General features: G+C 34.6%; 27 protein-coding genes. 16 read left to right on the top strand and 11 right to left on the bottom strand.

Features of this window, described 5'->3' with window-relative positions; all coding sequences use genetic code 11:
* Positions 1-35: 35 nt before the first annotated feature.
* The 10 genes from ACZZ9T_RS10755 (at position 36) to nhaA (ending at position 11,620) form a co-directional block, all read left to right on the top strand.
* Entirely contained in the window at positions 36-1,616 is a 1,581-nt protein-coding gene (locus ACZZ9T_RS10755; RefSeq protein WP_463442085.1) for an MFS transporter, read from the top strand.
* Positions 1,617-1,660: 44 nt separating this feature from the next.
* Positions 1,661-1,885: a DUF6814 family protein gene (locus tag ACZZ9T_RS10750; RefSeq protein ID WP_463431975.1), complete on the top strand. Its 225-nt coding sequence runs from the start codon at positions 1,661-1,663 to the stop codon at positions 1,883-1,885.
* Between the two features lie 369 nt (positions 1,886-2,254).
* Entirely contained in the window at positions 2,255-2,449 is a 195-nt protein-coding gene (locus tag ACZZ9T_RS10745; RefSeq protein WP_463431973.1) for a hypothetical protein, read from the top strand.
* A complete protein-coding gene (locus ACZZ9T_RS10740) occupies positions 2,439-4,472 on the top strand; it encodes an SLC5/6 family protein (RefSeq protein ID WP_463442084.1) in 2,034 nt (677 codons plus the stop codon). The genes ACZZ9T_RS10745 and ACZZ9T_RS10740 overlap by 11 nt, the downstream gene beginning before the upstream one ends.
* Entirely contained in the window at positions 4,457-5,125 is a 669-nt protein-coding gene (locus ACZZ9T_RS10735; RefSeq protein WP_463442083.1) for a sensor histidine kinase, read from the top strand. The genes ACZZ9T_RS10740 and ACZZ9T_RS10735 overlap by 16 nt, the downstream gene beginning before the upstream one ends.
* Before the next feature lie 11 nt (positions 5,126-5,136).
* Positions 5,137-5,502, top strand: coding sequence for a response regulator transcription factor (locus ACZZ9T_RS10730; RefSeq protein ID WP_463431971.1), 366 nt, complete (start codon positions 5,137-5,139; stop codon positions 5,500-5,502).
* Between the two features lie 114 nt (positions 5,503-5,616).
* Entirely contained in the window at positions 5,617-7,527 is a 1,911-nt protein-coding gene (gene acs / locus ACZZ9T_RS10725; protein WP_463442082.1) for an acetate--CoA ligase, read from the top strand.
* A 218-nt stretch (positions 7,528-7,745) separates the two neighbouring features.
* On the top strand, positions 7,746-8,111 hold the full coding sequence (locus tag ACZZ9T_RS10720) for a hypothetical protein (RefSeq protein ID WP_463442081.1): 366 nt from the start codon (positions 7,746-7,748) through the stop codon (positions 8,109-8,111).
* A 120-nt stretch (positions 8,112-8,231) separates the two neighbouring features.
* A complete protein-coding gene (locus ACZZ9T_RS10715; RefSeq protein WP_463442080.1) occupies positions 8,232-10,436 on the top strand; it encodes a RelA/SpoT family protein in 2,205 nt (734 codons plus the stop codon).
* Between the two features lie 2 nt (positions 10,437-10,438).
* Positions 10,439-11,620: a Na+/H+ antiporter NhaA gene (nhaA, locus tag ACZZ9T_RS10710; RefSeq protein WP_463442079.1), complete on the top strand. Its 1,182-nt coding sequence runs from the start codon at positions 10,439-10,441 to the stop codon at positions 11,618-11,620.
* Positions 11,621-11,658: 38 nt separating this feature from the next.
* Here nhaA and ACZZ9T_RS10705 read toward each other — a convergent pair whose 3' ends face one another.
* Positions 11,659-12,687: a YihY/virulence factor BrkB family protein gene (locus tag ACZZ9T_RS10705; protein WP_463442078.1), complete on the bottom strand. Its 1,029-nt coding sequence runs from the start codon at positions 12,685-12,687 to the stop codon at positions 11,659-11,661.
* 224 nt (positions 12,688-12,911) lie between these two features.
* Here ACZZ9T_RS10705 and ACZZ9T_RS10700 point away from each other — a divergent pair, with 224 nt between their 5' ends.
* The 5 genes from ACZZ9T_RS10700 to ACZZ9T_RS10680 all read left to right on the top strand — a co-directional run bounded on the left by ACZZ9T_RS10700 (position 12,912) and on the right by ACZZ9T_RS10680 (position 18,624).
* Positions 12,912-13,319: a hypothetical protein gene (locus tag ACZZ9T_RS10700; protein WP_463431961.1), complete on the top strand. Its 408-nt coding sequence runs from the start codon at positions 12,912-12,914 to the stop codon at positions 13,317-13,319.
* Between the two features lie 112 nt (positions 13,320-13,431).
* Complete coding sequence (locus ACZZ9T_RS10695; RefSeq protein ID WP_463442077.1) at positions 13,432-14,955, top strand: FAD-dependent oxidoreductase; 1,524 nt, start codon at positions 13,432-13,434, stop codon at positions 14,953-14,955.
* A gap of 644 nt (positions 14,956-15,599) precedes the next feature.
* The gene (locus ACZZ9T_RS10690) at positions 15,600-16,196 is read left to right on the top strand and encodes a Crp/Fnr family transcriptional regulator (protein ID WP_463442076.1); all 597 of its coding nucleotides are present in this window, start codon (positions 15,600-15,602) and stop codon (positions 16,194-16,196) included.
* Positions 16,197-16,253: 57 nt separating this feature from the next.
* Positions 16,254-17,714, top strand: a complete 1,461-nt coding sequence (gene ccoG, locus ACZZ9T_RS10685; RefSeq protein WP_463442075.1) for a cytochrome c oxidase accessory protein CcoG — start codon at positions 16,254-16,256, stop codon at positions 17,712-17,714.
* Positions 17,715-18,024: 310 nt separating this feature from the next.
* Positions 18,025-18,624 (top strand): Crp/Fnr family transcriptional regulator, encoded by a 600-nt coding sequence (locus tag ACZZ9T_RS10680; protein ID WP_463442074.1) that lies wholly within the window; start codon positions 18,025-18,027, stop codon positions 18,622-18,624.
* A gap of 258 nt (positions 18,625-18,882) precedes the next feature.
* Here ACZZ9T_RS10680 and ACZZ9T_RS10675 read toward each other — a convergent pair whose 3' ends face one another.
* Complete coding sequence (locus ACZZ9T_RS10675) at positions 18,883-19,479, bottom strand: Crp/Fnr family transcriptional regulator (protein WP_463442073.1); 597 nt, start codon at positions 19,477-19,479, stop codon at positions 18,883-18,885.
* 255 nt (positions 19,480-19,734) lie between these two features.
* A complete protein-coding gene (locus tag ACZZ9T_RS10670) occupies positions 19,735-19,881 on the bottom strand; it encodes a hypothetical protein (protein ID WP_463442072.1) in 147 nt (48 codons plus the stop codon).
* A 66-nt stretch (positions 19,882-19,947) separates the two neighbouring features.
* Between ACZZ9T_RS10670 and ACZZ9T_RS10665 the strand changes: the two genes are divergently transcribed.
* Entirely contained in the window at positions 19,948-20,421 is a 474-nt protein-coding gene (locus ACZZ9T_RS10665; RefSeq protein WP_463442071.1) for a 23S rRNA (pseudouridine(1915)-N(3))-methyltransferase RlmH, read from the top strand.
* A gap of 11 nt (positions 20,422-20,432) precedes the next feature.
* Here the strand turns inward: ACZZ9T_RS10665 and ACZZ9T_RS10660 are convergent, their stop codons facing one another.
* The 8 genes from ACZZ9T_RS10660 to ACZZ9T_RS10625 form a co-directional block, all read right to left on the bottom strand.
* Positions 20,433-20,891, bottom strand: coding sequence for a tRNA (cytidine(34)-2'-O)-methyltransferase (locus ACZZ9T_RS10660; protein WP_463442070.1), 459 nt, complete (start codon positions 20,889-20,891; stop codon positions 20,433-20,435).
* A 36-nt stretch (positions 20,892-20,927) separates the two neighbouring features.
* Entirely contained in the window at positions 20,928-21,743 is an 816-nt protein-coding gene (locus ACZZ9T_RS10655) for a tetratricopeptide repeat protein (RefSeq protein ID WP_463442069.1), read from the bottom strand.
* A gap of 1 nt (position 21,744) precedes the next feature.
* A complete protein-coding gene (locus tag ACZZ9T_RS10650) occupies positions 21,745-22,305 on the bottom strand; it encodes a phosphatase PAP2 family protein (RefSeq protein ID WP_463442068.1) in 561 nt (186 codons plus the stop codon).
* A complete protein-coding gene (locus tag ACZZ9T_RS10645) occupies positions 22,305-22,640 on the bottom strand; it encodes a Sec-independent protein translocase subunit TatA/TatB (protein ID WP_463442067.1) in 336 nt (111 codons plus the stop codon). Before ACZZ9T_RS10645 ends, ACZZ9T_RS10650 begins: the two co-directional genes overlap by 1 nt.
* A 74-nt stretch (positions 22,641-22,714) precedes the next feature.
* Positions 22,715-23,353 (bottom strand): SCO family protein, encoded by a 639-nt coding sequence (locus tag ACZZ9T_RS10640; RefSeq protein WP_463442066.1) that lies wholly within the window; start codon positions 23,351-23,353, stop codon positions 22,715-22,717.
* Positions 23,325-23,897, bottom strand: coding sequence for a toxin-antitoxin system YwqK family antitoxin (locus ACZZ9T_RS10635; RefSeq protein ID WP_463442065.1), 573 nt, complete (start codon positions 23,895-23,897; stop codon positions 23,325-23,327). Before ACZZ9T_RS10635 ends, ACZZ9T_RS10640 begins: the two co-directional genes overlap by 29 nt.
* The gene (locus ACZZ9T_RS10630; protein WP_463442064.1) at positions 23,869-24,627 is read right to left on the bottom strand and encodes a YHYH protein; all 759 of its coding nucleotides are present in this window, start codon (positions 24,625-24,627) and stop codon (positions 23,869-23,871) included. The genes ACZZ9T_RS10635 and ACZZ9T_RS10630 overlap by 29 nt, the downstream gene beginning before the upstream one ends.
* An 80-nt stretch (positions 24,628-24,707) precedes the next feature.
* Entirely contained in the window at positions 24,708-25,925 is a 1,218-nt protein-coding gene (locus tag ACZZ9T_RS10625; RefSeq protein WP_463431938.1) for a TCR/Tet family MFS transporter, read from the bottom strand.
* Positions 25,926-25,943: the final 18 nt, after the last annotated feature.

The following is a 25,943-nucleotide window of genomic DNA, read 5'->3' as shown; positions in this document are numbered from 1 at the left end:
CCATAATAATAATTTAAACAAAAAAATCTAGTGATATGAGCGAACAACACCACGATGCTTACGAGAATATGACAGATAAGCAAAAAAACCGCACCATCTGGAGCGTCATCACTGCATCGTCTCTCGGAACTTTGATAGAATGGTATGATTTCTATATTTTCGGAAGTTTGGCAGTCGTTTTAGCGACAAAATTCTTTCCGGCAGACAATCCAACAGCAGCATTTTTGTCTACACTGGCAACTTTTGCAGCGGGATTTGTAGTAAGACCTTTCGGAGCTTTATTCTTCGGAAGATTGGGAGATATTATCGGAAGAAAATATACTTTTCTGGTAACTTTATTAATCATGGGATTCTCCACCTTCTTAATTGGATGTATTCCGGGATACGAAACTATTGGGTTTATGGCTCCTGTTTTAGTTTTAATTTTAAGACTTTTACAAGGTTTGGCTTTAGGTGGAGAATATGGCGGAGCAGCAACTTATGTTGCAGAATACGCACAGCCACACAGAAGAGGTTACTGGACCTCATGGATTCAGACTACTGCAACGGCAGGACTTTTCATTTCATTAATTGTTATTTTAATTACAAAAAATACACTTTCCGCTGAAGAATTTGATTCTTGGGGATGGCGAGTTCCTTTCTGGATTTCCATTTTAATGGTAGGAGTTTCTTATTTCATCAGAAAAAACATGAAAGAATCTCCACTTTTTGCAAAAGCTAAGAGTGAAGGAAAAACTTCAAAAAATCCTTTAAAAGAAAGTTTCGGGAATAAATTCAACTTCAAATTTGTCTTGCTGGCGTTATTCGGAGCAGCAATGGGACAAGGAGTAATCTGGTACACAGGACAGTTTTATGCAATGAGTTTTCTGCAGAAAGTAATGAATATTAACTCGATGCAGGTCGATTATCTAATGGCAACTGCATTATTGATGGGAACCCCTTTCTTCGTGTTTTTCGGTTGGCTTTCAGACAAAATTGGTCGAAAATCGATTATGATGACCGGAATGCTGGTGGCAATTTTAGCTTACAGACCCATCTACGACAGCATGTATAAAAGTGTGAACATAGAAGCGAAAACTGTGGCGAATGACGGCATCAAAGAAACCAGAGTGGCGGCAATTCACAAAACTATCGCATCAGACAGTGTGATTACATTCCACAAAGAAACCGCTTTTACAGACGGAACCTTAATGAAGAAAGACAGTATTGTTCATTGGTCAGCTGCAGGTCCGGTAATGAAAGACGGAAAAGCAGAAGAACCAAAAGTTTCAACAGCAATTACTTTGAACGATGACACAAGATGGTATTTGGTATTTCTGGTGTTTATTCAGGTGATTTTTGTAACGATGGTTTACGGTCCGATTGCCGCATTTTTAGTTGAAATGTTCCCTGTGAAAATACGTTACACCTCAATGTCTTTACCGTATCACATTGGTAATGGAGTTTTTGGAGGATTGCTCCCTGCAGTTGCCACTTATCTCGTGACTTCCGGAAAAGATGCAGGACACCCGACGTGGTACCTGGAAGGACTTTGGTACCCGATTGGTGTCGCTGCAGTCTGTTTAATCATCGGATTGATTTATCTTAAAAATAAGAACAACAATATACACGATTAATAGGTATAATCACTTAAAAATTTATTAATTTTAAATCTACTAAAATGAACGGATTAAAAAAAATATTAGGCATTGTATGGATTTTGGTCGCCTTAATCGTTGCCTACTTCGGAATTACAGTGATGGGCGTTCCTAAAATCACTTCAGGAAAACAGGAAGATCTGGTATTCGGTATTATCATACTTTTTGTATTGGTACCGATTGTAACCGGCGGTCTTGCAATCTTCGGATACTATTCTCTGATTGGAGAATACTCCGATGACAAATAATTATAAATAATATTTGATAATTGATGAATAATTTTGTTCATCAATTATCTTTTATAGAACTAACGTATTTAATTAAATTTTGAGCATGTTGTAAGTTAAAATTTGTATTACTTTTATCAGTGAAACGCCTTTGTTTACTTTAAAAACATCAAATATTTTAATCAAAATCTTTGTCTAACCTTGCGTTAAATTAAACGCAAAACTAAAAGAAGCAGAAAACTGCTAGAGTTTCAAAATAAACAATGGCACTTCGTTTAACAAAGAAATACAAGGATTTGGATTCAGTTAATTTATTCAGATACATAAAACAAAGATATTAGAGTAAATGAGCACAAAACATTCGAACCAATCAATTGTCATTCATCATCTATGAAAAAGCGTCACGAGCAAAAACTGATTATTCTGAGCATAGGTTTACTTATCGCTTTCAGCATCCCTGTTTCATTGCTTTTCAACAGTGAAAAAGAGGTTTTTGGCTACCCGATGATTTTGATTTATCTGTTCTCAGTCTGGATGATTTCCATCATTATTTCTTTTGTAATCATAAAAAAACATGATGAGTAGTTTCGCATTATTTATCGTTGTGCTGATTTACCTTGCACTTTTATTCTTAGTTGCTCATTTGGCAGAGAAGAAAAAGAGTAAAATCTGGATCAATAACCCCTACATCTATGCATTGTCTCTTGCCGTGTACTGCACCGCATGGACGTATTATGGAAGCATTGGCGTTGCAGCGACAAGCGGGCTCAATTATTTACCGATTTACATTGGCCCCATCATGGTTATCCCGGCTTGGATTTACATCAATACCCGAATCGTAAGAATCTCAAGAGTCAATAAAATAAGCAGTTTAGCAGATTTTATTTCATTAAGATATGGAAACAGCAGAAGCTTCAGCGCTATTATCACATTGGTTTGTCTTTTTGCGATTATTCCTTATATCGGATTGCAGATTAAAGCAATTTCAGAGACTTTTCATTTGGTCACAGAAACTAAAATTTCTCAAAATATTCTGACGGATAGCGGAACTTTTGTAGTTATTTTAATTGCATTATTCTCATCCTATTACGGAACAAAATATGTAGATGCTTCCGAAAAACGGTTAGGAATTATTTCAGCCATTGCGTTGGAAAGTTTTCTAAAATTATTCTTCATCATCATTCTTGGGTTATTTGTTATTTATTATGCTTTCGACGGATTTTCAGATTTGTATCAAAAGGCAAGTAAATTCCCGGATTTTAAAGCAAAAAACACTTTTAACGGAATTGAAGGAGCTATGAACTGGATGGTTCTTTGTATGATTTCCGGGACGGCGATTTGTATTTTGCCGAGACAGTTTCACACTGCAATTGTAGAAAACAGACAGGAAAAACACATCAAAACAGCCATTTGGTTTTTTCCGCTTTATCTTTTGATTTTTACAATTTTCATCTTTCCGATTGCTTGGGGCGGAAGATTGATTTTTGCCGGACAAAACGTAAATCCCGAGTTTTACTCTATTCTGATTCCGCAGCATTTTGATAATACTCTGATCACGGTTTTGGTATTTTTAGGAGGCTTAAGTTCGTGCATTTCGATGATTATTATTTCAGCAATCACATTATCGATTATGCTGTCAAACAATTTGATTATTCCTTACGGTTTGTTAGGAAAATTTAAAGCTGAAAATGAAATTCAAAATACAAGAAACATTACCAATATCCGTAAATTCTCAATATTTGGGCTGATCATTTTGGCTTTCGGATTCTATAAATATTTTATTTTAAAAACCTCATTAGATTCTGTAGGATTGATTTCATTTGTCATCATTGCTCAGCTTGCTCCTGCTTTTTTTGGAGCGATATTTTGGCGAAGAGGAAGCTACAAAGGCGCAGTAACAGGATTAATAGCAGGATTAATGATCTGTTATTTCGGATTGATCATTCCACAGTATTATTTCTCATACAATTCAGAATTGAAAGGTATTTTGAGAGAGATGTATGATACTTTTCAGTTTTTTGATATTTATTTTTTAAACAGAATTCCTGAAATTTTCTTTTGGTCGATTTTAGTAAATACGGGTTTGTTTACCATACTTTCTGTAAGTATGAAAGGAAATTATCGGGAAAGAAACTTTGCCGAACTGTATGTCGATATCGATAAATACATTCAAAATCATGAAAACGCATTTATCTGGAGAGGAACGGCTTATGTTTCTGACATTCAGAATATTCTGGAGCGATTTTTAGGCAAGAAGAAAACTGAACAGGCCATGCGGATTTTCAATATCAAATACAACATTGATTCGCAAACAGAAACTGCCGATTCTAGGTTTATCAAATTTTCTGAAAACCTTTTGGCAGGAAGAATTGGCACTGCATCTGCAAAAATTTTGATTGAAGGAGTAACCCAAGAAGATAAAATATCTTTAAAGGAAGTTTTAAATATTCTGGAAGAATCTAAAGAAAATATTACGCTCAATAAAAAACTCACCGAGAAATCTGAAGAATTGAAACAGCTTTCCAACGACTTGAGTGAAGCCAACGAAAATTTAATCGTAAAAGACCGTCAGAAAGATGATTTCTGGATTCTGTGGCGCACGAATTGAGAACCCCGATTACTGCCATTCGTTCGGCAGGAGAAATTTTAGCTGATGATGACGATATACCTTTAGAGATAAAAAAGGAATTTTTAAACAATATCATTACAGAATCTGACCGTTTGAGCGAAATTATTAATGACATTTTATACCTTGACAAGCTTCAGCACGGAGAAATAGCTTTACATATTCAGGAAAACAACATTCTGGAAACCTACAAAAAAGCGTTAAATCCTATCCTGCATTTGATTCAGCAGAAATATATTCATATTAGTGAAGTTGATTTGCTTCAAACTTATCAATTTGAATATGATGAAGCAAGAATGATTCAGCTGTTTCAGAATATTTTGGGAAATGCCTTAAAATTCACTGATGAACAGGGCACAATTCAGACTAAATTTTCAGAGAAAGACAGTTTTTTAATTATAAAAATATTCAACACCGGAAAACATATTCCCGAAGAAGATCTGGAAATGATTTTCGATAAATTTTATCAGGTTAAAAATCAAAATATCAGAAAACCTACAGGAAGCGGTCTCGGACTTGCCATCTCAAAAAGAATTGTAGAAGCCCAAGAAGGACATATAAAGGCAGAAAACAGCGGACTAGGTGTGACATTTACGATAACTTTGCCCGGAAAAATAAATGAAGTTGAACCTTAACGAAGAAAATCATGAAAAAAATATTGATTGCTGATGACGAACACAAAATATTAATGTCACTGGAATACAGTTTCAGGAAAATTGGTTACGAAGTTTTCATTGCCAGAGACGGAACTGAAGTTTTGGAATTTTTAAAAACCATTGTTCCTGATGTTATTTTATTGGATATTATGATGCCGAATCTTGATGGATACAGCACTTTGGAAGAAATTAAAAAAAATGAAGCCTTAAGCAACACAAAAGTTCTTTTTCTCAGTGCCAAAAACAACCCGAAAGATATTGAAAAAGGCCTGGAAATGGGCGCTGATGCGTATGTGACTAAACCTTATTCGATTAAAAAACTGATTCAGCAGATTGAAGAATTACTTAATCTTTAAACAACAACATCAGTCATAAATTGCGAGAATGAATATTGTTGTGCACACAAAATGAGTGTCATCAATTTTAATAAAACAAAAAAATAATTAATATCAATTCTAAAAAGAAAAAGTATGAGAAATTACGTGATAGAAGATTTACCGCACTACTTTGAAGAGTATAAAAAATCAATAAAAAATCCGAAAAAATTCTGGGATAAAGTAGCCGACCAAAATTTTGTATGGTACCAAAGATGGAGCAAAGTGGTAAAATATGATATGAATGAGGCAAAAATCACATGGTTTAAAGATGCTAAATTAAATATTACCAAAAACTGTCTCGACAGACATTTATCGGTACGAGGAGAAAAAACGGCAATTATCTGGGAACCCAACGATCCGAAAGAAGAAGTACAGCACATTTCCTACAATGATCTTTATGAAAGAGTAAACAAAACAGCAAACATATTGAGAGACATGGGAATTGAGAAAGGTGACAGAGTCTGCATCTATCTTCCCATGATTCCGGAACTGGCGGTTACGATGTTGGCGTGTGCAAAACTAGGGGCAGTTCACTCGGTTATCTTTGCCGGATTTTCTGCTTCTGCAGTTGTTTCAAGAGTGAATGACTGTGGGGCTAAAATGATCATCACTTCAGATGGCAGTTACAGAGGAAGTAAAGTTTTAGATTTAAAAAGCATTATCGATGAAGCGTTAGAAAAATGTCCTACTGTTGAGAAAGCTTTGGTGGTTAAAAGAACCAACAACCAGGTTAAAATGAAAGAAGGCAGAGATTTCTGGATGAATGATCTTTACGAAAAAGCTTCAGCTGATTTCGTCACTGTGATTATGGATGCCGAAGACCCTTTGTTTATTCTTTATACATCAGGTTCTACAGGAAAACCAAAAGGAATGCTTCATACTTCCGCAGGTTATATGGTGTATTCGGCGTACACTTTTAAAAATGTATTCAATTATCAGGAAAACGATATTTACTGGTGCACTGCAGATATCGGCTGGATTACAGGGCATTCGTACATTTTGTACGGACCTTTATTGAATGGTGCAACAACCGTTATTTTTGAAGGAATTCCAACCTATCCCGAACCCGACAGATTCTGGGAAGTTATTGAAAAACATAAAGTTACCCAATTCTATACTGCACCGACTGCCATTCGGTCTTTAGCCAAGGAAAGTTCAGAATGGGTAGACAAACATGATTTAAGTTCACTAAGGGTAATAGGATCAGTTGGAGAACCCATCAATGATGAAGCTTGGCATTGGTTTAACGATCATGTTGGGAGAAAAAAATGCCCTATTGTTGATACTTGGTGGCAAACTGAAACCGGTGGAATAATGATTTCTCCCATTCCGTTTGTAACTCCTACAAAACCGACGTACGCAACACTACCCTTACCGGGAATTCAACCGGTTTTAATGGACGATAAACGCAACGAAATTACAGGAAATCAGGTAACAGGAAATCTCTGCATCCGTTTTCCCTGGCCGGGAATTGCCCGTACAATCTGGGGAGATCATCAAAGATATAAAGAAACTTATTTCTCCGCATTTCCGGGAAAATATTTCACTGGCGACGGTGCTTTGAGAGATGAAGTGGGTTATTACAGAATTACAGGTCGTGTGGATGATGTAGTGATTGTTTCCGGACATAATTTAGGAACTGCACCGATCGAGGACAGCATCAACGAACATCCTGCTGTAGCAGAATCTGCGATTGTAGGTTTCCCTCATGATATCAAAGGAAGTGCTTTGTATGGTTTTGTGATCCTGAAAGACAGCGGTGCAGATCGTCAGAAAGATAATTTAAAGAAAGAAATTAACCAATTGATTTCAGATCAGATCGGTCCGATTGCAAAATTAGATAAAATTCAGTTTGTTTCCGGACTTCCGAAAACCCGTTCAGGAAAAATCATGCGTAGAATTTTAAGAAAAATAGCAGAAGGAGATTTTAGTAATTTTGGTGATACTTCTACCCTTTTGAACCCTGAAATTGTTGAAGAAATTATGAATGAAAGACTAGCTTAACCTCTAACTTCAATATTTTTAACTCTGTGCTTTTACCGTGCAGAGTTTTTTATTTTAAGGCTAAAAATATGACCTAAAAAAATAGAATTTAATAAAATAGACTATATCTTAATTTTTATTAAATATTTATAGATAAAACAATATAAGTTAAATTTATTTGAATTTTTAATAATTATATTAAATAATTCACTATCTTTATAGAACAAAAATAGATGATTATGTCAAACATTTTAGCAGGAATATTCGAAAAACATAGTGACTATAAAAGATTAGAAAACGAATTGGAATCTTCCGGTTTTGAGAACTCTGATTACATCGTTTATCTTACAGAAGATCACCATCATTCCAAATACATGGCAAGTGTAGAAGTAAAGGATAATGACAGGACAAAAGTGGCTCAGAATATATTTCATGAAAACTCTGTAGTGAAAACATATATATTCGAAAACATGAATATCGGACAGGCTTCATACGGCACCATCAAAAAATACATCGACGCAAGATCTAAAGCTGAGATTCACAGCAGTCCGGATGTGAGGATTAAAGTGCAACATGACGGAATGAATTCTGAAGTAAAAGTTTAAAAACCAACTAAAGACTTATAACCATGATCCGCAGAATTTATTTCTGCGGATTTTTCGTTTGAGGAATTGACAAATAGCTTTATTTTTCGTATTTTCGTTTAAATAAAGCCTTTTACACAGATGAGTTACAATTTGGAACAGGAGAATAAAGAAATCTCAGCAAGGTATAAAGACCTGATATCTAACACATACAGAACTTTGGATGAAGAGAATAACAAACTCATCCGAAAGGCTTTTGATATTGCGCTTGATGCACACAAAGATCAGAGGAGAAAAACCGGTGAACCGTACATTTATCACCCTATCGCTGTTGCAAAGATCGTAGCAAAGGAAATAGGTTTGGGAGCTACATCAATTGCCTGCGCATTGCTGCATGATGTTATAGAAGATTCGGATTATACGTATGAAGATTTAAAAAAGATTTTTGGAGAAAGAATCGCAGTGATTGTGAATGGATTAACTAAAATATCCATCATGAATCATCAGAATATTTCTGTACAATCAGAAAATTACAGAAAGCTTTTGTTAACTCTTTCTGAAGATTTTCGTGTGATTTTAATAAAAATTGCCGATCGTCTTCACAACATGAGAACACTGGAAAGTATGGCACCGGACAAGCAGAAAAAAATTGCTTCCGAGACGGTTTACATCTATGCTCCAATGGCGCACCGTTTAGGTCTGTACAACATTAAATCTGAGCTCGAAGATCTTTCTTTAAAATATAATAGTCCGGATGTTTTTAATGAAATTTCCCAAAAACTGGAACTCGCAAAAGAGAGCCGAGAACGTTATATTGAAGAATTTAAAAAAGAAGTTTCTGAAAGATTAACCGAAGAAGGACTGAATGTAACGATCAAAGGTCGTGCAAAAGCAATTTCTTCTATCTACAGAAAAATGCTGAAACAGGGTGTCTCTTTCGAAGAAGTTTTTGATAATTATGCGATAAGAATCATTTATAAATCAGATGCCAAGAATGAAAAATTTCTTGCCTGGAAAATTTACTCTATCGTAACCGATGTTTACCACAGTAATCCTTCAAGAATGCGTGACTGGATCACACAGCCTCGTTCTACAGGTTACGAAAGTCTGCACCTGACGGTTCTCGGCCCGGACAGAAAGTGGATTGAAGTTCAGATTCGTTCAGAACGGATGGATGATATTGCCGAAAAAGGTGTTGCTGCACACTATAAATACAAAGAAGGTTATAAGCAAAGCAACGATGACCGAAATTTTGAAAAATGGGTCACCGAAATCCGTGATGTACTAGAACAGCAACAAAATCTTTCTACTTCTGAGCTTTTAGATAATATTAAACTCAATTTATATTCAAAAGAAGTTTTTGTCTTTACGCCGAAAGGTGAAATTAAAATTTTACCAACCAATGCAACAGCCTTAGATTTTGCTTTTTCCGTACATTCAGATCTGGGAATGAAATGTTTGGGAGCAAAAATCAACGGAAAACTGGTTCCGATTTCTTATGTTTTACAAAATGGTGATCAGGTTGATATTTTATCCTCTCAAAATCAGAAACCTAAGTTTGACTGGCTAGATTTTGTGGTTACATCCAAAGCCAAATCAAAAATAAAAGGATATTTAAATTCCGAGAAAAATTCTTTTGTTGACGAAGGAAAAGAGATTTTGCAAAGAAAACTGAGACATGCAAAGATTAATTTCAATGATGAAGAGATCAACAAACTTCAGAAGTTTTTTAATTTGAAGACATCTCAGGAATTGTTTTTAAAATTCCAGACTAATGAGCTGGATGCAAGCAGCTTAAGAAAATATATTGAGAGTAAGAATGTATTCAACAATTTACTTTCAAGATTTAAGCGTACCCCGAATAAAACTCAGCATTATGTAGAGCCGAAAGAAATCAATCTTGATATGATTGTCTTTGGGAAAGATGAAGAAAAACTGAATTACAGCTATGCAAAATGCTGTACGGTAATTCCGGGTGATAAGATTTTCGGCTTTATCACCATTTCAGAAGGGATAAAAGTTCACAGTGATCACTGCCCGAATGCAATTAACCTGAGAGCGCAGTACGACTACAGAGTGATTCCTGCGAAATGGGTCAATGAAGAAAGTTTCAAAAACCGTATCAAAATTGAAATTGAAGGGCTTGACAGAATGGGAATGATCAATGACATTACAACCGTCATCAGCGGTGCAATGGGTATGGATATGAAAAGTATGTCGATTGAGTCTAACGACGGAGTATTTACCGGAAACATCAATTTAGAAGTTAAAAACAGAAATCAGCTGGATGAAACATTCAAAAAATTAAAAAATATAGATGGTGTTTCTAAAGTGATAAGAATTTAAAAATGAAATTAAGCGTTTACTTTAAAAAGTTTTTCGAGAGCAGCCAGTCATCAGGAATTTTACTGATTATATGTGTAGGATTGGCTTTGGGAATTGCCAACTCTTCTATGGCAGAGAATTTTCAAAATTTTTTAGATCAGGAAATTGGCACTGCTCTTTTTCATCTGAAATACCCTGTCAGCATCTGGATCAACGATGGATTGATGGCGATTTTCTTTCTCTTGGTAGGACTTGAAATTAAACGAGAAGTTGTAGAAGGTGAGCTTTCATCTTTTAAAAATGCTTCACTCCCGATCTTTGCAGCAATTGGCGGAATGATCATTCCTGCACTTATTTTTACCGCTTTTAATCACGGAACAAGATATGGTAACGGCTGGGGAATTCCGATGGCGACAGATATTGCATTTTCACTGGCAATTATTTCAATGCTTGGTAAAAGAGTGCCCAATTCAATCAAAATATTTCTGGCTGCGTTAGCGATTGTAGATGATCTGGGTGCAATTCTTGTAATTGCGATCTTTTATACGGAACAGATTCACTGGACGTATATTTTCCTTTCTTTAGGAGTTTCACTTTTATTGTTTTTACTTAACTATTTTAAAGTAACAAAAATTATCTTTTATCTTATTCCCGGAATATTGCTCTGGTATTTTCTGCATCATTCGGGAATTCATGCGACGATTGCAGGGGTTGTTCTTGCATTTTCTATCCCTACAAATATTTCCACAACAGAAATTTCACCATTAGAAAAACTCGAGCACCAGCTTCACTTTCCGGTAAGCTTTCTGATTATGCCTGTTTTTGCATTGACGAATACCAATATTACCTTTACCAATGGGATGGTTGACGGATTATTCGGTGGTTTGGGAATGGGAATTATTTGCGGTCTGGTAGTTGGAAAGCTGGTAGGAATCAATTTATTTTCCTGGATTGCCATTCGATTTAAGATCAGTTCACTGCCTCATAACTCTTCCTGGACGCAGATGTTGGGGGTAGGACTTTTAGCGGGAATCGGCTTCACGATGTCGATTTTCATTGCATTGCTGTCGTTCAAAGGTCAGATTCAGATTCAGGATGAGGCTAAGTTTGCGATTTTAATTGCTTCATTCATCGCTGCAATTTCTGGTTATATTGTTCTAAACTTAAGTTCTAAAAAAATAGAAGAAGCTGAAGAAGAAGATTGATTTATTTTAAAATATTTAAATAAAAAACAGATCAGTTTTTAAGATTTATTTTTGTTTGTCTTTTCTCCACTATTGATACTGCGGGTATGATTTTCATCACATTCAAGGCTTGGCTCTTCGCTTTTTGATTGATAATGATCGGCTTCTTTTTTGATTTCATCAGACAGAAGTTTTTCAACTCTCAGTTTTCTCAGAGCCATATTCAGTTCGTTTCCGAAAAGAAGAAGATACACATTCACATTCACCCAGATCATCAATAAAATCATACTTCCGATAGAGCCATACAAAACGTTATATCTTGCCACATTTTTCACATAAAGCGTAAACAGATACGTTGTAAGAATAAACAATACAGTAGTAAGAATAGCACCCGGAACCGCCTGTCTGAATCTGATAATCTTCACCGTTCCCAGCCAGTAAAACATGGCCAGCAAAAGGAAAAAAAATATAGGAAAAGATACGAAACCAATGATTTTTGAAAGGTTATTAACGAGCCAGGAAATATTGTATTTCGGTGTAAAAAGCTTAAGTACAACCTCAGAATAATAGACCCCGAAAAGTCCTAAAAATACGATCGTTACAAAACCAATCGTAATAAAAAACGACAGAATAAATTCTTTTACATCCGGAAGTTTTTCTTTAGAATTTTCGTTAAAACCATTGATGATAGAAAATGTTCCGTTGGTTGCAAAAACCAAAGCAATAAGAATTGTTAAATTACTGATTCCTTTCATATTGGGAATGATGCTGTCTTCAATATATCCTCTTACATCACTTTCTATATTTGAAGGAAAAATATTGTGCATTAAAACTTCAAAAATATAGAACTGAAGCTTGTCATAATGCGGCATGTAAGGAATCACTGACAGTAAAAACAGGATGAAAGGAAAAAGACTAAGCGTAAAACTCCAGGAGATTGCTGCTGCTTTTTTACCGATCTTACCTTTAAAAACACCTGCAAAATAAATTTGAAACAACTGCCAAAGCGATATTCCCAAAAGTGGAATATGTATATCATCAAAAAAATCTTGAACCTTCAAAAGAAAACCCGGAACCTTAATACCCATTTTTTTATTAAAAAAACTTTAATTAAAGCAAAGATATAAAAAACATAGAAACAAGACAGATGATTAAGTCTTGCAAACCTTAGCATAAAAAATTGGGTTATGACTGAAATCATACCTGTAAAACCAAAACTGTTATATATTTAAAATGTTGTAAGTATAATTCTTAGAACCTTGTTCAATACCACAAAATAGCATTAAGATTATTAATCACAAAAAATAAAAATATGTATAAAAAAATAATAGCAGGTTTGGGTGGAGCGATTGCCCTGAATATTCTGCACGAAACCATCAGAAAAAATTTTGACAACGTTCCTGAAATCAATCTTTTAGGAGAAGAAGCTCTTTTGAAGCTCACTGATAAAACTTCAATTAATTTCTCAGGAGAAAATAGTTTATATGCTACAACATTGGTGGGTGATATTGTAAGCAATGGGATTTATTATGCTACCACTGCAACAAAAAACAATCTGACTTCCGGTTTACTGGCCGGTGCAGGAGCTATATTGTTGCCCAATAAAATGGGTCTTAATGAAGAACCTGTTGCCGGAAATAACAAAAAGAAAGTGATGACCGTAGGGTATTATATTTTTGGTGCGTTAGTTACAAAATTGATTTATGACAAAATTAAATAAGTATAACCATGATCGATAGGTCATGTAAAATTATTACACGGCACATTTCTTAAAAAAAAACAAATGATGCATGATTGTACGATAGCAACCACTAATCACAAAAATAATTATTATGAATAGGGACGGAAACACAACGAGTTTTTGGCAGTCTACAACAACTGCTGACAAAAATCAAGTAAAAAAAGAAACTGATTCCAAACATTTTGACACAATCATTGTCGGAGCCGGAATTACAGGGGTGACTCTAGCGAAAGAGCTTCAAAACAGAGGAAAAAAATGTCTCATTCTTGAGAAAGCAAATGCAGGTTTCGGAACGACAGGCGGAACAACGGCACATATCAATAATTTTTTTGATTCTTCTTATGATGAGGTCATTTCCAATTTTGGTAATGACGGAGCTAAAACACTTGCCGACGCAGCAAAGGAGACTGTAAAGTATATCAAGTCTAATATTATCAAATATCATATCTCCTGTGAATATTCTGAGTGCAGTAACTTTTTATTCAGCGCAGAAGAGAATCAAAATGACCAGTTAAAAAAGATTTTTGACGCCCATCAGGAAGTGGGTATTGAAACTATTAAAGCGTATAACATTCCCTTTTCATTGCCTTTCGAAAATGCAATTGAGATAAAGGGACAGGCACAATTTCACCCTTTAAGATACATCAACAAATTGCTGAAGGAATTTGAAAAAGAAGGCGGAACGTTATTAACTGAAACTCAGGTCACAGATTTTGAAAATAAAGATGGAAAGATAAAAGTCTTCATCCAACAGGATGATGAGTTTACCAGTGATAATCTGGTTTGGGCAACTCACATTCCGCCTGGCAATAATCGTTTTAGTGTATTATTATCTCCTTACAGAAGTTACGCTCTTACCGCAAGACTATATAATCCTGTTACACAAATGGCTCAAACGGCAGATTTGTATGACCCTTATCATTATCTGCGATATCATAAATCCGGTGACGAATATTTTCTCATTGCAGGAGGATTTGATCATATGACCGGAAATGAAGAAGATACGGAAAAACATTTTACAGATCTGATAGCCTATGTTGATGAACATTTTAAATATAAAGAAATTGTTGCAAAATGGTCTTCTCAATACTATGTTCCTGCAGACGGATTAGCGTATATTGGACAAATGCCCGGAGAAACAAACATTTATATATCAACCGGATATAATGGAAACGGAATGACTTTCGGATCTATGGCATCTCTAATAATTCCGGATTTAATGGAAGGCAAAACCACGCCGCTTTCTGATTTACTTTCGCCGGGAAGAATAAAACCGGTTGCGAGTGCAAAAAATGTAGCATCGGAAATATTGAATGCATCGACTCATTTTGTAAAAGATAAATTTTCTGCAGAAAAAATGAAAGATCTTGATACAATTTCTATAGGAGAAGGTAAAATAATAAAACATGAGGGGCAGACTTTTGCAGCATATCGGGATCATAAATTCGAACTTCATCTTCTGAGTCCGGTGTGCCCTCATATGGGTTGCAGTGTGGTCTGGAATCCTTCTGAAGTTACATGGGATTGCCCGTGTCACGGTTCGCGGTTTAGTATCGAAGGTAAGTTGATGAACGGACCCGCCATGTCTGATCTTAAAAAAACAGAAAATCAATAATTAAAATTACATCAAGATAATTTACTACCGAAGCCCCTGAATACAGTCAGAAGGCTTCGGTTTTTATGTGATGAAGATATACATAAAGTTGTATGACTACAATATTCTATACTATGAGTCTACTCATATAATTGTTGATCTTAAATAACTATTTTTACAATAATATTATTGATGATTAAATTTATTTATGAAAACACGAATAATTTTGAATTGTTTATAGTTGTAGTTATAGTTTTTATTTGAGTTTATATGAGAAGGAGAGCAAAACATCACGTTTTGCTCTCTTTTTTTAAAATTTTGCTGAGAATTCTACCTCATATGATTCAAACCATATGTATCCGTTTTTTCTTTAGTTAAATTTGTTAACACATAGAAATATGTTTAATGTTGTTTCATCACTTATGTTTATCCATCTCTTCGGAGATGGTTTTTTTTTCACCGGTTTCGTAGTAAAATACGACTACACATTTTTACTATGACTTAAATCATAATGAATGGCAAAGTCTTCTTCTAAATTTACTAAAACTCAATAAAAAGTGTTATGGTCAGTAAATGTTTTCAAATTATATCAGGTTAATCTGCATCATTAATAAAACAAAAAAAATTAAATCTACATCAATCAATTCTAAAATATATACAAAATTATGCTCATCAATAATGAATTATTATTTAAATATAATGCCGAAACTACACATATCGACACCCTTCAGACAATTTTTCATGAAGGTGATCAGCCAAAATACTATTACCAGATTATCAACGGAAGAATAAAATTAAATCATTGGGATGAAGACGGAAAAGAAATCATACAAAGTATTTTGGTCCCAGGACAAAGCGTTTGTGAACTTTTACTTTTTATTGATGAAAAATATCCTGTGAATGCAGAAACCTTGTCCCCATGTGAAATTATAAAAATCTCAAAAGAGAATTTCTTTAAGCTCATATCAGAGAATATGGATATTTCTTTAGACATCAACAGGTTTTTATCTGAAAGATTATTCCACAAGTTTGTAATGATGCAAAACAACCTCTCACTAAAACCAGATGTACGGTTGTTGGGAGTACTTGATTATTTTAAAAGCTACAGCAATAACAAGGAAAAATACTCATTTGAAATTTATCTTACCCGAAAACAATTGGCATCAATTACAGGTCTGAGGATTGAGACGGTGATCAGAACCATTAAAAAAATGGAAAAAGAGAACATACTGAAACTTGAAAACAGTAAAATTTTTTATTAGTTTTCCTTAATATTCTATCTTTTACTAAACATCAAATTTACTTTAATATTTACAAATATGAATATATCTGACACAGAAGATAAAGAATTTCGCGGAGGACAGGGACAAGTGGTAGAACCCGAGACTTATCGGGACTCAATTGGTACAATGGAGCAGTCAGGAAAAAGAAAATGGGTTTTCCCCAAAAAACCCAAAGGACGTTTTACCAACTATAGAAATATCGTGGCCTATACCCTTCTGACATTCTATTTTACCATGCCATTTGTTACAGTCAACGGAAATCCTTTCTTACAATTTGATCTTATCAACCGGCAGTTTTTTATTGCAGGAAAATCTTTTTATCCTCAAGACTTTTTTCTCCTCACATTAGGGGCAATCGTATCATTGATCTGTATTATTATATTTACCATTGCATTCGGAAGAATTTTTTGTGGTTGGATCTGTCCTCAGACTATATTTCTTGAAAATGTTTTCAGAAAAATAGAATACGCTATAGAAGGCGACCGTAACAGGCAGATGAAGCTTGACCGTCAAGAATGGAACACTGAAAAAATATGGAAAAGAGGTTTAAAATGGACAATTTACGCCATACTCTCATTAATTTTCACCCACTTTATGTTTATGTATGTTGTAGGATATAAGGAGGTCATCAGAATTGTAACAGAAGGTCCATTTGAGCATCCCACCAATTTTATTGCCATGATTCTGTTAACTGCTGCATTTTACTTTGTATTTGCATGGTTCAGAGAACAGGTCTGCACATTGGTTTGTCCATACGGACGTCTTCAGGGAGTTTTGATCGACAAAGAGACTATTAATGTATTCTATGACTTCAACAGAGGTGAAAACCGCGCAAAATGGAGAAAAGGTGAAGATCGCCGAGCTGCCGGAAAAGGTGACTGTATCGACTGTTACCAATGTGTGGTAGTGTGTCCCACCGGAATTGATATCCGCGATGGGCAGCAATTAGAATGTGTGAATTGTACTGCATGCATCGATGCTTGTGATGAGGTTATGGATAAAGTTGGTTTGCCAAGAGGTTTGATCCGCTATGCAACTGAAAACGAAATTGAGACGCAATCTCCAACCAGATTCACAACCAGAATGAGGAGCTTTGTAATAATCCTTGTTGCATTACAGCTTTTCTTAGGCTTTATGTTTTACAACCGTGGAGATTTGGAAGTAAAATTCATTAAACCCGCAGGAAGTACTTTTTTTGTAAGAAATGGAAATATCACCAACACTTATACTTATACTTTTCTCAATAAAACCAATGAGAATAAAAAAGTAACTATTAAAGTTTTGGAACCTGCCAATGGTGAGATTACTTACAGTGCCGCAAGCACAATCGCTGTACCACGTGATAAAATTACAAAAGGCTCTATCAACATCAGCTTTCCCGAGAAGGAAATAAAATTATCAAAACAAAATATCAATATCGGGGTATATGATGAAAAAGGCAACCTGCTAGATTCTTATGATACTTATTTTGAAGGACCTTTTAAATTACAGTTTTAATACAATAAGGTAATTAAAAAATAAAAATAGTCAACAGTAAATCTGTTGACTATTTTTTCAATAGTTGAACTCGGGGATGCCTGAAAGGTTATTTAATTCTCAATATTTTGAAATATTTTTTAATTTTAATCATTGACAATAACTTAATTTTAAGGATATAGTTGAATTTTAACTGATCATTTTCTAAAAAATATCTTTTGCTTAGTAAAATATTTACAACATAATGTATTATGATTCAAAACATAAAAATAAGTCACACATCGGTACTATATTTGTAAGATATTTATTACACCACCATAAAATATTTAATATGTCTATTAAAGAAGAAATCCTGCACTCCATTGGAGCGACAGAGCAAGATTATAATCCTGGCGATTATATTTTCCACGAAAACGGCAGCCCTCAGTTTTACTACCAGGTAGTAACCGGTGAAGTGAAACTGAATAATTATAACAGTGAGGGCAAAGAATTCATTCAAAACATTTTAACCTCACAAGATGCATTTGGAGAGTCTATGCTTTTTACGGAAAAGGCGTATCCTATGAACGCTATTGCTTTGACTCCCTGTACTATTATTAAAGTTTGCAAGACTACCCTGCTCAATTATTTAGATTTAAATCCTGATATCTATTTAGATGTCTGCAGATCTCTTTCAGAACGTCTTCACCGCAAATTTGTTCTGATGCAGAAAATATCCTGCCACAGTGCAGCTGAAAGATTAAAAGAAGTGATGCAGTTGATGAAGCAAGAGCAGAAGAACAGTAAGGCACCCTTTACATACGAATTGCCCATTACCAGACAACAGTTAGCTTCTTTAACAGGTCTGTGTCTTGAAACCACCATCAGAACGATAAAAAAAATGGAAAAGGAAAAAATTCTTTGTATTAAGAACCGAAAAATTCTATTTTAGCATTGTTGATGATGTGACGACAGTTATTCAGCAGATGTAAACTGTCATTCACTATTCCTTTTCACAACGTCAATATATCTTCAATACTGAATAGTTTTTAATGCCATCGTCTGCATTATAATGATGGCATCATCTGGAACAGTGTTCGATGTACCTGTCAATATTGCAGTCAGATCTTCTGTTTCAGGATCAGCTTTCAGTTTTTTTTAATCTTTGATCCTTTTATTTTCCGGGAATATGATCATCAACAATTTCCTTTTAATAAAAAATTTTTCCATTGATGATCTCTACCAAATTTTCATATTCCATTACTTTAACTGCCCGTATAACGGTTTCAACTCTTAAACCTGACAGTGAGGCTAACTGCTGTCTCGTGTAGGGCACTTCATATCGTGATGTTTTAGGAAGTTTCTGTAAACATTTAAGATAATCCATCACCGCAATAATCTTTTCACTCGGATCTCCGAATGCAATTTTATTCATCAACACCATTTTGTAGTTTACAAAATCACACGTGTTTTGATAAAGTTTAATTACTACTTCAGGGTGCATCTTTAAAAGATCATTAAATTGACTTCTGTCTAGTACATAGATGATGCAGTGGGTTAATGCTATTGCATTAATAGTATATGGGTCATTTGAAAATAAAAATGTTTCGCCTACAGGATCTCCCGGATTTATAAAATTATGTATAAATTCATTTTTTCCATTTTTATTGCTAGTGATTTTTAGATTTCCGCTATTAACCTGAAAATAGCTTGCTGAAATATCATCTACCGAAAACAGATGTTCGTTTTTCTTAAGAGTTAATAATTTAGCTCCGTAAGATTTAAGTACTTTTTCATTAATAATCATAATTAGTACTTTATTTGATGTTGTATTTGTGGAAATTACTGCACAAATACATATCAGATTTCTATGTAATTATAGTGTAGTCTAAATTACTATTTATGTATTTGCTCTACTATGACCTTAGTCACGTCTTTAAATATAAAGTGTGATTAAAAATAAATGTGCATTTAAAATGATAGTAAGGATTCTAAATTATAAACATCCGGATCTAAAATTGTGACAATATAGCGGTAAATCAGAAAGACATTTTGGATTTATTTACAGAATTCGATGGTCTTCATCCAGATATTTTCTCTCTTCAGAATCAATAACTTCCTGACAGAAAGCCATGTCTGAACAGCCTAAGAACAACACTGTGAAAAAGTAAAATTTCATCTTAAATCTGGTGATCTTGTAAAAATACATATTTTAAAATAATTTCCTGATTTTTTAATTATAAGTATCTTTGAACTTTCTTTTTAAAGCTTATCAATGCGCATCAATCTACTTTGTATAGGGAAAACAGACGATAAAGAAATCAATTCTCTGATCAGCTATTATCTTACCCGGCTTCCAAAACATTGGAATTTTGAAATTATCGAAATTCCCGACATCAAAAATGCTAAAAATCTTTCACCGGATCTTTTGAAAAAAGAAGAGGCTAAATTATTTCAAAATCATATTGATAAAAATGACTGGGTTGCCATTTTAGACGAAAAAGGGAAGCAGTTTACCAGCAGAGAATTTGCTCAGAAAATTGATAACTGGATGAATTCTTCTGTAAAAAAAATTCATATTCTGATTGGTGGTGCTTACGGTTTTTCAGACGAAATTTATGAAAGAGCCAACGAAAAAATGTCACTTTCTAAAATGACATTTACACACCAGATGATCCGGTTATTTATTGTTGAGCAGTTGTATCGTGCAGACCAGATTTTGCAAGGAAAACCCTATCATAATGATTAAAAAACGTTTAACTAAACCTCCTTTAGGCTGATTTGTCTTTTTGCCTCTCCTACCACGAAAGCCACAGAATTGGCAATATTAAAACTCCGGATCAGTTTCGACATCGGAATGGTTAAATGATTTTCAAATAAATTCAATACATCTTTGCTCAATCCTACACTTTCTTTCCCGAAAACCAGCCAGTCACCATCTTGGAAATCAGTTTCCAAATACGATTTTTCAGCATGAGAACTCATCAGAAAAACACGTGACGGATGCGGAATAACTTTCATCCAATCTTCCACATTTTCATACTCAGTTACATCCAGATGTACCCAATAATCTAAACCGGAACGTTTCAGGTTTTTATCGTCAATGACAAATCCGAACGGATGAATAAGATGCAATTTACTTTCTGTACCTACACATAATCTTCCGATATTGCCTGTGTTATTGGGTATTTCCGGTTCTACCAGAACAATGTTTAACATGAATGAATTTTAAGTTATTTTAAAAGAAACTGATATTTATTTTTTGCCACACTTAGCATACTGCTCCGTTAAGGCTGCTTTTTCGTATCCTGTAGCAACCGCTTTATCCAAACTTGCGCACGCTTCTTTGTCTTTTGCAGATTCAAACAAAATCAATGCTTTAGTGACATAAGATTGAGAAAATTTGGGATCGATTGAGATCGCTTTATTAACATCTGCCAATGCTTCTTTGTATTTTTTCAGTTTTAAATAAACATCAGCTCTGCCGTTATACAATAGAGATTCCGGTTTTTCTGAAAGCAGTTTATTATAATCCTGCAAAGAACCTTCGAGATTGCCGTTTCTTTTCTTCAGATTGGCTAAACCTGTTCGTGCAAAAATATTGTCGGGTGCAAAACTTAAGATTTGATTGAGGTCTTTTTCTGCTAAATCTTTTTTGCCCAAATTTTCATAAACTTTTGCTCTGGTCAGATACATTTCTGCATTTTGATCATCTGCTACCAAACCTTTATTGAGGTATTCCAAAGCTTTGGTTTTGCTGCCTTTCTGATAATGCAGAGACCCTAAATTTGCATACACCGAGGCAGAGAGCGGATTAGATTTTAAAGCAGATTCATATGATTTAAATGCCGCCGGAGTTTTTCCTAATCTTCGTTGTGCCGTACCCAGATTATTGTAATATTCAGATTGATATTTCTGAATCTTTTCAGACATTGCTAATTTTGCATATTGCTCTTCAGCACATTTGTAATCTGCTTTTTGCATGCACTCTTCTGCAATCTTTTTATCCTGAGCATTGAAAAAATTAAGCGCAGTAAACGCTAAAGTAAGAATGAGTAGATGTTTTTTCATTTTATATAGTTTGTTTGTTGATGACTTTTTTTGCGAGCATAGAAAATACCGCTCCCAATAAAATTCCAACAAACGCCCCCACCAAAATATCTATCGGGAAATGAACTCCTAAATAAATGCGGCTGTATGATACTACCACTGCCCATACAAATATAACATAAGGAAACCACTTAAGTTTATCTTTTAACAAAAAACTGAGGTAACTTGCTAAGAAGAAAGTATTTGAAGCATGAGCCGAATAAAAACCAAATTTTCCGCCACATTTTACAGATCTCATCAGTGATTGTAAACTTGGGTCATGACAAGGTCTTAATCTGGCAACTCCATATTTGAAAATTCCAGATACCTGATCAGAAATCGTAACACCGATTGCGATGAAAATGAGAATGTAAAGAAAAGATTTAAGCTTAAAATTTTTATAGAGAAAATAGCAGAAAATGATGTAAAGCGGCACCCAGATCCATGTTCCGGAGATCATCATCCAAAATTGGTCAAAAGGGGTATCTCCTAAATTGTTGAGGTACAGAAAAGCCTTTTTATCTTCAAGAATGATTTCTTCCATTATGATCTGCTTACAGGCCCTTCGTAAGTTTCGTCATCTGAAGGTTTTAATTTTAGCGTATTATCAACCAACGGTTCACCAACAATATCATTCTGAATATTTTTCACAGGATCAAAATCTTTGGCAGCATCTTTTACTTTTTCTATCTCACGTTTGATCTCAGAAACAGGATTATCTGTTTCCTTCAGAATTTCGGTTTTGATATCTTCTACTGCGCCACGCATTTTTCGTACTCCGGATCCCAGATCACGGGCAATCTGAGGAAGCTTATCCGGTCCGAATAAAACTACAATCGCAATGGCGATCAATGCCATTTCTCCAATGCTTAATTCCATGAGGCTAAATTACAAAAGAAATATGAATCTTAATGTTCAAATTTTAAGATTTAAGAAAATATTAAGCTTTATAATTATTCTTTCTTGAGAACGTCAATGTCTTTCATAAGCTGTTCTATATCAGTCTGTAAAGTTCCGTTGTATATACCTCTTATTTTTTTATTCCGGTCTGCGAGAATAATGTGTTCTGTATGAAGAAATTTTGTGCTGTCACTCGTAAATCCCAAATCTTCTTCTGCAAAATAAGATTGCCTTGCCAATTTGTATATTTCACTCTTTTTTCCACTCAAAAAATGCCAGTTCGGATTGCTGATTTTATTTTTCATCTTAAAATCTTTAAGCTTTTGAGGTGTATCAATCCACGGAGTTACAGAGAAAGAAAGCAAAACAATATCTTTATTTTTCTGATATTTTTTGTCAACAATGCTCAAATTTTTGATCATTACCGGACAAATACTTCCGCATGATGTAAAAATAAAACTTGCAACGTGTATTTTCTTATCTACTGTCTTATCAGTAATCGTTTTTTGATCTTGATCTGTAAACGAAAATGGAGCAATCATATGAGGAATTTCTTTTAACGCCTCCTTATCTGATAAAAAATGAGGTTCAAAATCCGGGGTATTATAATAAGGAATAGTGCTTTCCTCTCTGCAGGAAATCAACATTAAAATAAAAATAAAACTACTTCTGAAAAATACTGTCTTTAACATTTACGCAATTTTTAGTTCCAAGTAAACCATATCTTTTGCCATCTTTCATGACATAATTTGATCTTATTTTTCCGTTATCATAGAATTGTTTTTGGCTCCCTTCTTCGTATCCTAAATTATAATGCATTTGTTTTACAAGTCTTCCATCTCTATTCCATTCCTTAAATTCACCATGATTTTCACCTTTGAGAAAAGATGCTGATAATTTTGGCTTACCGTCTTCCCACCACTCATTTAGAGTTTTAACTTTAGTTCCGTTATCAAAATAGCGTCGTTGCATCAGTTTGCCATTCGGAAAAAACCTTTTCCACTCAGAATCTTCTTTTCCTTTATGAAAACCCATTACCTCGGCTGTATCTTTTGTATTGGGATAAAATGAATACACAATTCCTGTGAACAACTGGCCATTATTTACAGCCAAGCCATTTTTATTTTCTAAATGGAGCTCGGTGAAATTGTAATATCTTATTTTTTCTTTTTCAGGTGAATTACAAGATAACAGAAACGATACAATACTAATTGCTGACAGTACCCGCAGTGCCATAAAATCCGTTTCCGTTAATATAAGGATCTGTACTTGTGATGTGATAATGATAAATTCCGTTCGGATAATCTGCTGTTACACTTGTATGACCATGATATGCATCTAAAGAACCATTGGCAACCACAGAGCCATTTTCTTCAGGTCCGTAGACAGGAAAACCATCCAATAAAAAACCTAGCAAGGCTGATTTTGAAGTTTTTACAGTTGTAAGATATTTTGGCTCAACATGATAATGATAGTCTCCACCTTGTGCAGGATGTCCCCAATATTGATCAAAAGATGCGATTTCTCCGGTAAGTGGCTGATTAGGTCCCGCATATTGGTTGAAGAAAGGCACACCATTTAACGAAACTCCTATCGGACCTAAAGGTGTTACAGCATGAGTAGAAGCCATTACAGGATTTATAGGAATTTTGAATGTATAATTTTTGATAGAAACAGAATTTGGATTTTTTGAAAACGTATAACCACCGAAAGTTGTTCCTGAGAAATTCTCATACAAACTATTACTTACAGCATAATAAACGCTTTTATGATCAGGAGCGCCAGTTGTTTTTATATAGACATAAGTCCCGTCTGAAGTAATGCTTGTTGCACCATAAATTTTGCTGTAAATGGTAGGAACAGGAGACGTATTATTATTATTTCCTTCCTGAGTTACTTCATCACTGCTGCAGTTTAGAAATATTGTTGATACAAGAAATGCAAGTACCATTCTGCTAATTTTCATATTTATGTTATTTTAATCAAAAATATGAAAATTTAACAATACATTAAATAAATAATTTTGAAATTATTAAATTATCAATTTTAAGATTTCTTCTTCTGAAAAGCATAATAAGTTGCAATTACACTTATGGTCATTAAGATAAACGCTAAAAAGAACGGCGCACCCGAAAATTTAAAAGGTGCTTCCTCATGCGTGAAAAAATAAAATAAGTTGGTCATCATCGGAGGTCCAATAATAGCAGTTGCACTCATTAAGCTCGTTAAAGCTCCCTGAAGTTCACCTTGTTCGTTTGCGGGAACACTTTTGGTAATCACAGATTGTAAAGCTGGTCCGCAGATTCCGCCCAAACAATACGGTATTAAAAATACAAACATCATCCATCCTTCTGTGGCAAAGGCAAACAACAACATTCCTAATGCATATAAAGCTAAACCATAATAAATACTTTTTTGCTCGCCCAATTTCGGAGTCGTCCACCGAATTAACAATCCCTGAACTAAACCAACTAAAAGCCCTACAACACCGAGAGAAATCCCGACCATTCTTTCTGTCCAGTCAAATTCATACATTGTAAAGAAACTCCAGTTGCTTTGAACGGCATGACCTGCAATATAAATTAAAATTAAAGCGACAATCAGACCTGAAATTTCAGGGTGTTTTCCTAAAAATTTGAAAGAACCGACAGGGTTTGCACGTTTCCAGCTATATTCTCTTCTTTTATCTTTGTCTAAACTTTCCGGGAGAATGAAATAACCGTAAAGAAAATTTAATAAACATAAAACTGCCGCTGCATAAAACGGAACTCTTGCCCCATAATGTCCTAAAACTCCGCCAATCACAGGACCAATGATAAATCCAAGACCGAAAGCAGCACCAATTAAACCGAAGTTTTTAGCCCGGTCTTCATCAGTTGAAATATCTGCAATGTAAGCACTTGCTGTTGTTACACTTGCGCCGGTAATTCCTGCAATGATTCTCCCTGCAAAAAGCCAGATAATTGTTGGTGACAATGCTAAAAGAATATAGTCAACTGCAAAACCGAAAAGTGAGATTAAAATAATAGGTCGACGTCCGAATTTATCACTTAAATTTCCGACAATGGGAGAAAAAATAAATTGGGTAAAGGCATAGGCAAAACCTAACCAGCCACCATACTTTGCAGCTTCACTGATATCAGCATGAATAAGCTCTTTAATCAATGCCGGAACCACCGGAATGATAATTCCCCACCCTGTAATATCGATTAACAGAGTGATGAAAATAAAGCTCATGGCGGCTTTCTTTTTCGATTTTTCCATAATGGTGCAAAAGTAAGG

This window comes from Chryseobacterium sp. AC417 (genome assembly GCF_979258215.1).
This window is presented reverse-complemented; position numbering and strand designations above follow the sequence as displayed.

Excerpts from the sequence above, each read along its gene's own strand:
- ACZZ9T_RS10755 (WP_463442085.1), top strand. The coding sequence starts at position 36 with ATGAGCGAACAACACCACGATGCTTACGAGAATATGACAGATAAGCAA.
- ACZZ9T_RS10750 (WP_463431975.1), top strand. The coding sequence starts at position 1,661 with ATGAACGGATTAAAAAAAATATTAGGCATTGTATGGATTTTGGTCGCC.
- ACZZ9T_RS10745 (WP_463431973.1), top strand. The coding sequence starts at position 2,255 with ATGAAAAAGCGTCACGAGCAAAAACTGATTATTCTGAGCATAGGTTTA.
- ACZZ9T_RS10740 (WP_463442084.1), top strand. The coding sequence starts at position 2,439 with ATGATGAGTAGTTTCGCATTATTTATCGTTGTGCTGATTTACCTTGCA.
- ACZZ9T_RS10730 (WP_463431971.1), top strand. The coding sequence starts at position 5,137 with ATGAAAAAAATATTGATTGCTGATGACGAACACAAAATATTAATGTCA.
- acs (WP_463442082.1), top strand. The coding sequence starts at position 5,617 with ATGAGAAATTACGTGATAGAAGATTTACCGCACTACTTTGAAGAGTAT.
- ACZZ9T_RS10720 (WP_463442081.1), top strand. The coding sequence starts at position 7,746 with ATGTCAAACATTTTAGCAGGAATATTCGAAAAACATAGTGACTATAAA.
- ACZZ9T_RS10715 (WP_463442080.1), top strand. The coding sequence starts at position 8,232 with ATGAGTTACAATTTGGAACAGGAGAATAAAGAAATCTCAGCAAGGTAT.
- nhaA (WP_463442079.1), top strand. The coding sequence starts at position 10,439 with ATGAAATTAAGCGTTTACTTTAAAAAGTTTTTCGAGAGCAGCCAGTCA.
- ACZZ9T_RS10705 (WP_463442078.1), bottom strand. The coding sequence starts at position 12,687 with ATGGGTATTAAGGTTCCGGGTTTTCTTTTGAAGGTTCAAGATTTTTTT.
- ACZZ9T_RS10700 (WP_463431961.1), top strand. The coding sequence starts at position 12,912 with ATGTATAAAAAAATAATAGCAGGTTTGGGTGGAGCGATTGCCCTGAAT.
- ACZZ9T_RS10695 (WP_463442077.1), top strand. The coding sequence starts at position 13,432 with ATGAATAGGGACGGAAACACAACGAGTTTTTGGCAGTCTACAACAACT.
- ACZZ9T_RS10690 (WP_463442076.1), top strand. The coding sequence starts at position 15,600 with ATGCTCATCAATAATGAATTATTATTTAAATATAATGCCGAAACTACA.
- ccoG (WP_463442075.1), top strand. The coding sequence starts at position 16,254 with ATGAATATATCTGACACAGAAGATAAAGAATTTCGCGGAGGACAGGGA.
- ACZZ9T_RS10680 (WP_463442074.1), top strand. The coding sequence starts at position 18,025 with ATGTCTATTAAAGAAGAAATCCTGCACTCCATTGGAGCGACAGAGCAA.
- ACZZ9T_RS10675 (WP_463442073.1), bottom strand. The coding sequence starts at position 19,479 with ATGATTATTAATGAAAAAGTACTTAAATCTTACGGAGCTAAATTATTA.
- ACZZ9T_RS10670 (WP_463442072.1), bottom strand. The coding sequence starts at position 19,881 with ATGTATTTTTACAAGATCACCAGATTTAAGATGAAATTTTACTTTTTC.
- ACZZ9T_RS10665 (WP_463442071.1), top strand. The coding sequence starts at position 19,948 with ATGCGCATCAATCTACTTTGTATAGGGAAAACAGACGATAAAGAAATC.
- ACZZ9T_RS10660 (WP_463442070.1), bottom strand. The coding sequence starts at position 20,891 with ATGTTAAACATTGTTCTGGTAGAACCGGAAATACCCAATAACACAGGC.
- ACZZ9T_RS10655 (WP_463442069.1), bottom strand. The coding sequence starts at position 21,743 with ATGAAAAAACATCTACTCATTCTTACTTTAGCGTTTACTGCGCTTAAT.
- ACZZ9T_RS10650 (WP_463442068.1), bottom strand. The coding sequence starts at position 22,305 with ATGGAAGAAATCATTCTTGAAGATAAAAAGGCTTTTCTGTACCTCAAC.
- ACZZ9T_RS10645 (WP_463442067.1), bottom strand. The coding sequence starts at position 22,640 with ATGGAATTAAGCATTGGAGAAATGGCATTGATCGCCATTGCGATTGTA.
- ACZZ9T_RS10640 (WP_463442066.1), bottom strand. The coding sequence starts at position 23,353 with ATGTTAAAGACAGTATTTTTCAGAAGTAGTTTTATTTTTATTTTAATG.
- ACZZ9T_RS10635 (WP_463442065.1), bottom strand. The coding sequence starts at position 23,897 with ATGGCACTGCGGGTACTGTCAGCAATTAGTATTGTATCGTTTCTGTTA.
- ACZZ9T_RS10630 (WP_463442064.1), bottom strand. The coding sequence starts at position 24,627 with ATGAAAATTAGCAGAATGGTACTTGCATTTCTTGTATCAACAATATTT.
- ACZZ9T_RS10625 (WP_463431938.1), bottom strand. The coding sequence starts at position 25,925 with ATGGAAAAATCGAAAAAGAAAGCCGCCATGAGCTTTATTTTCATCACT.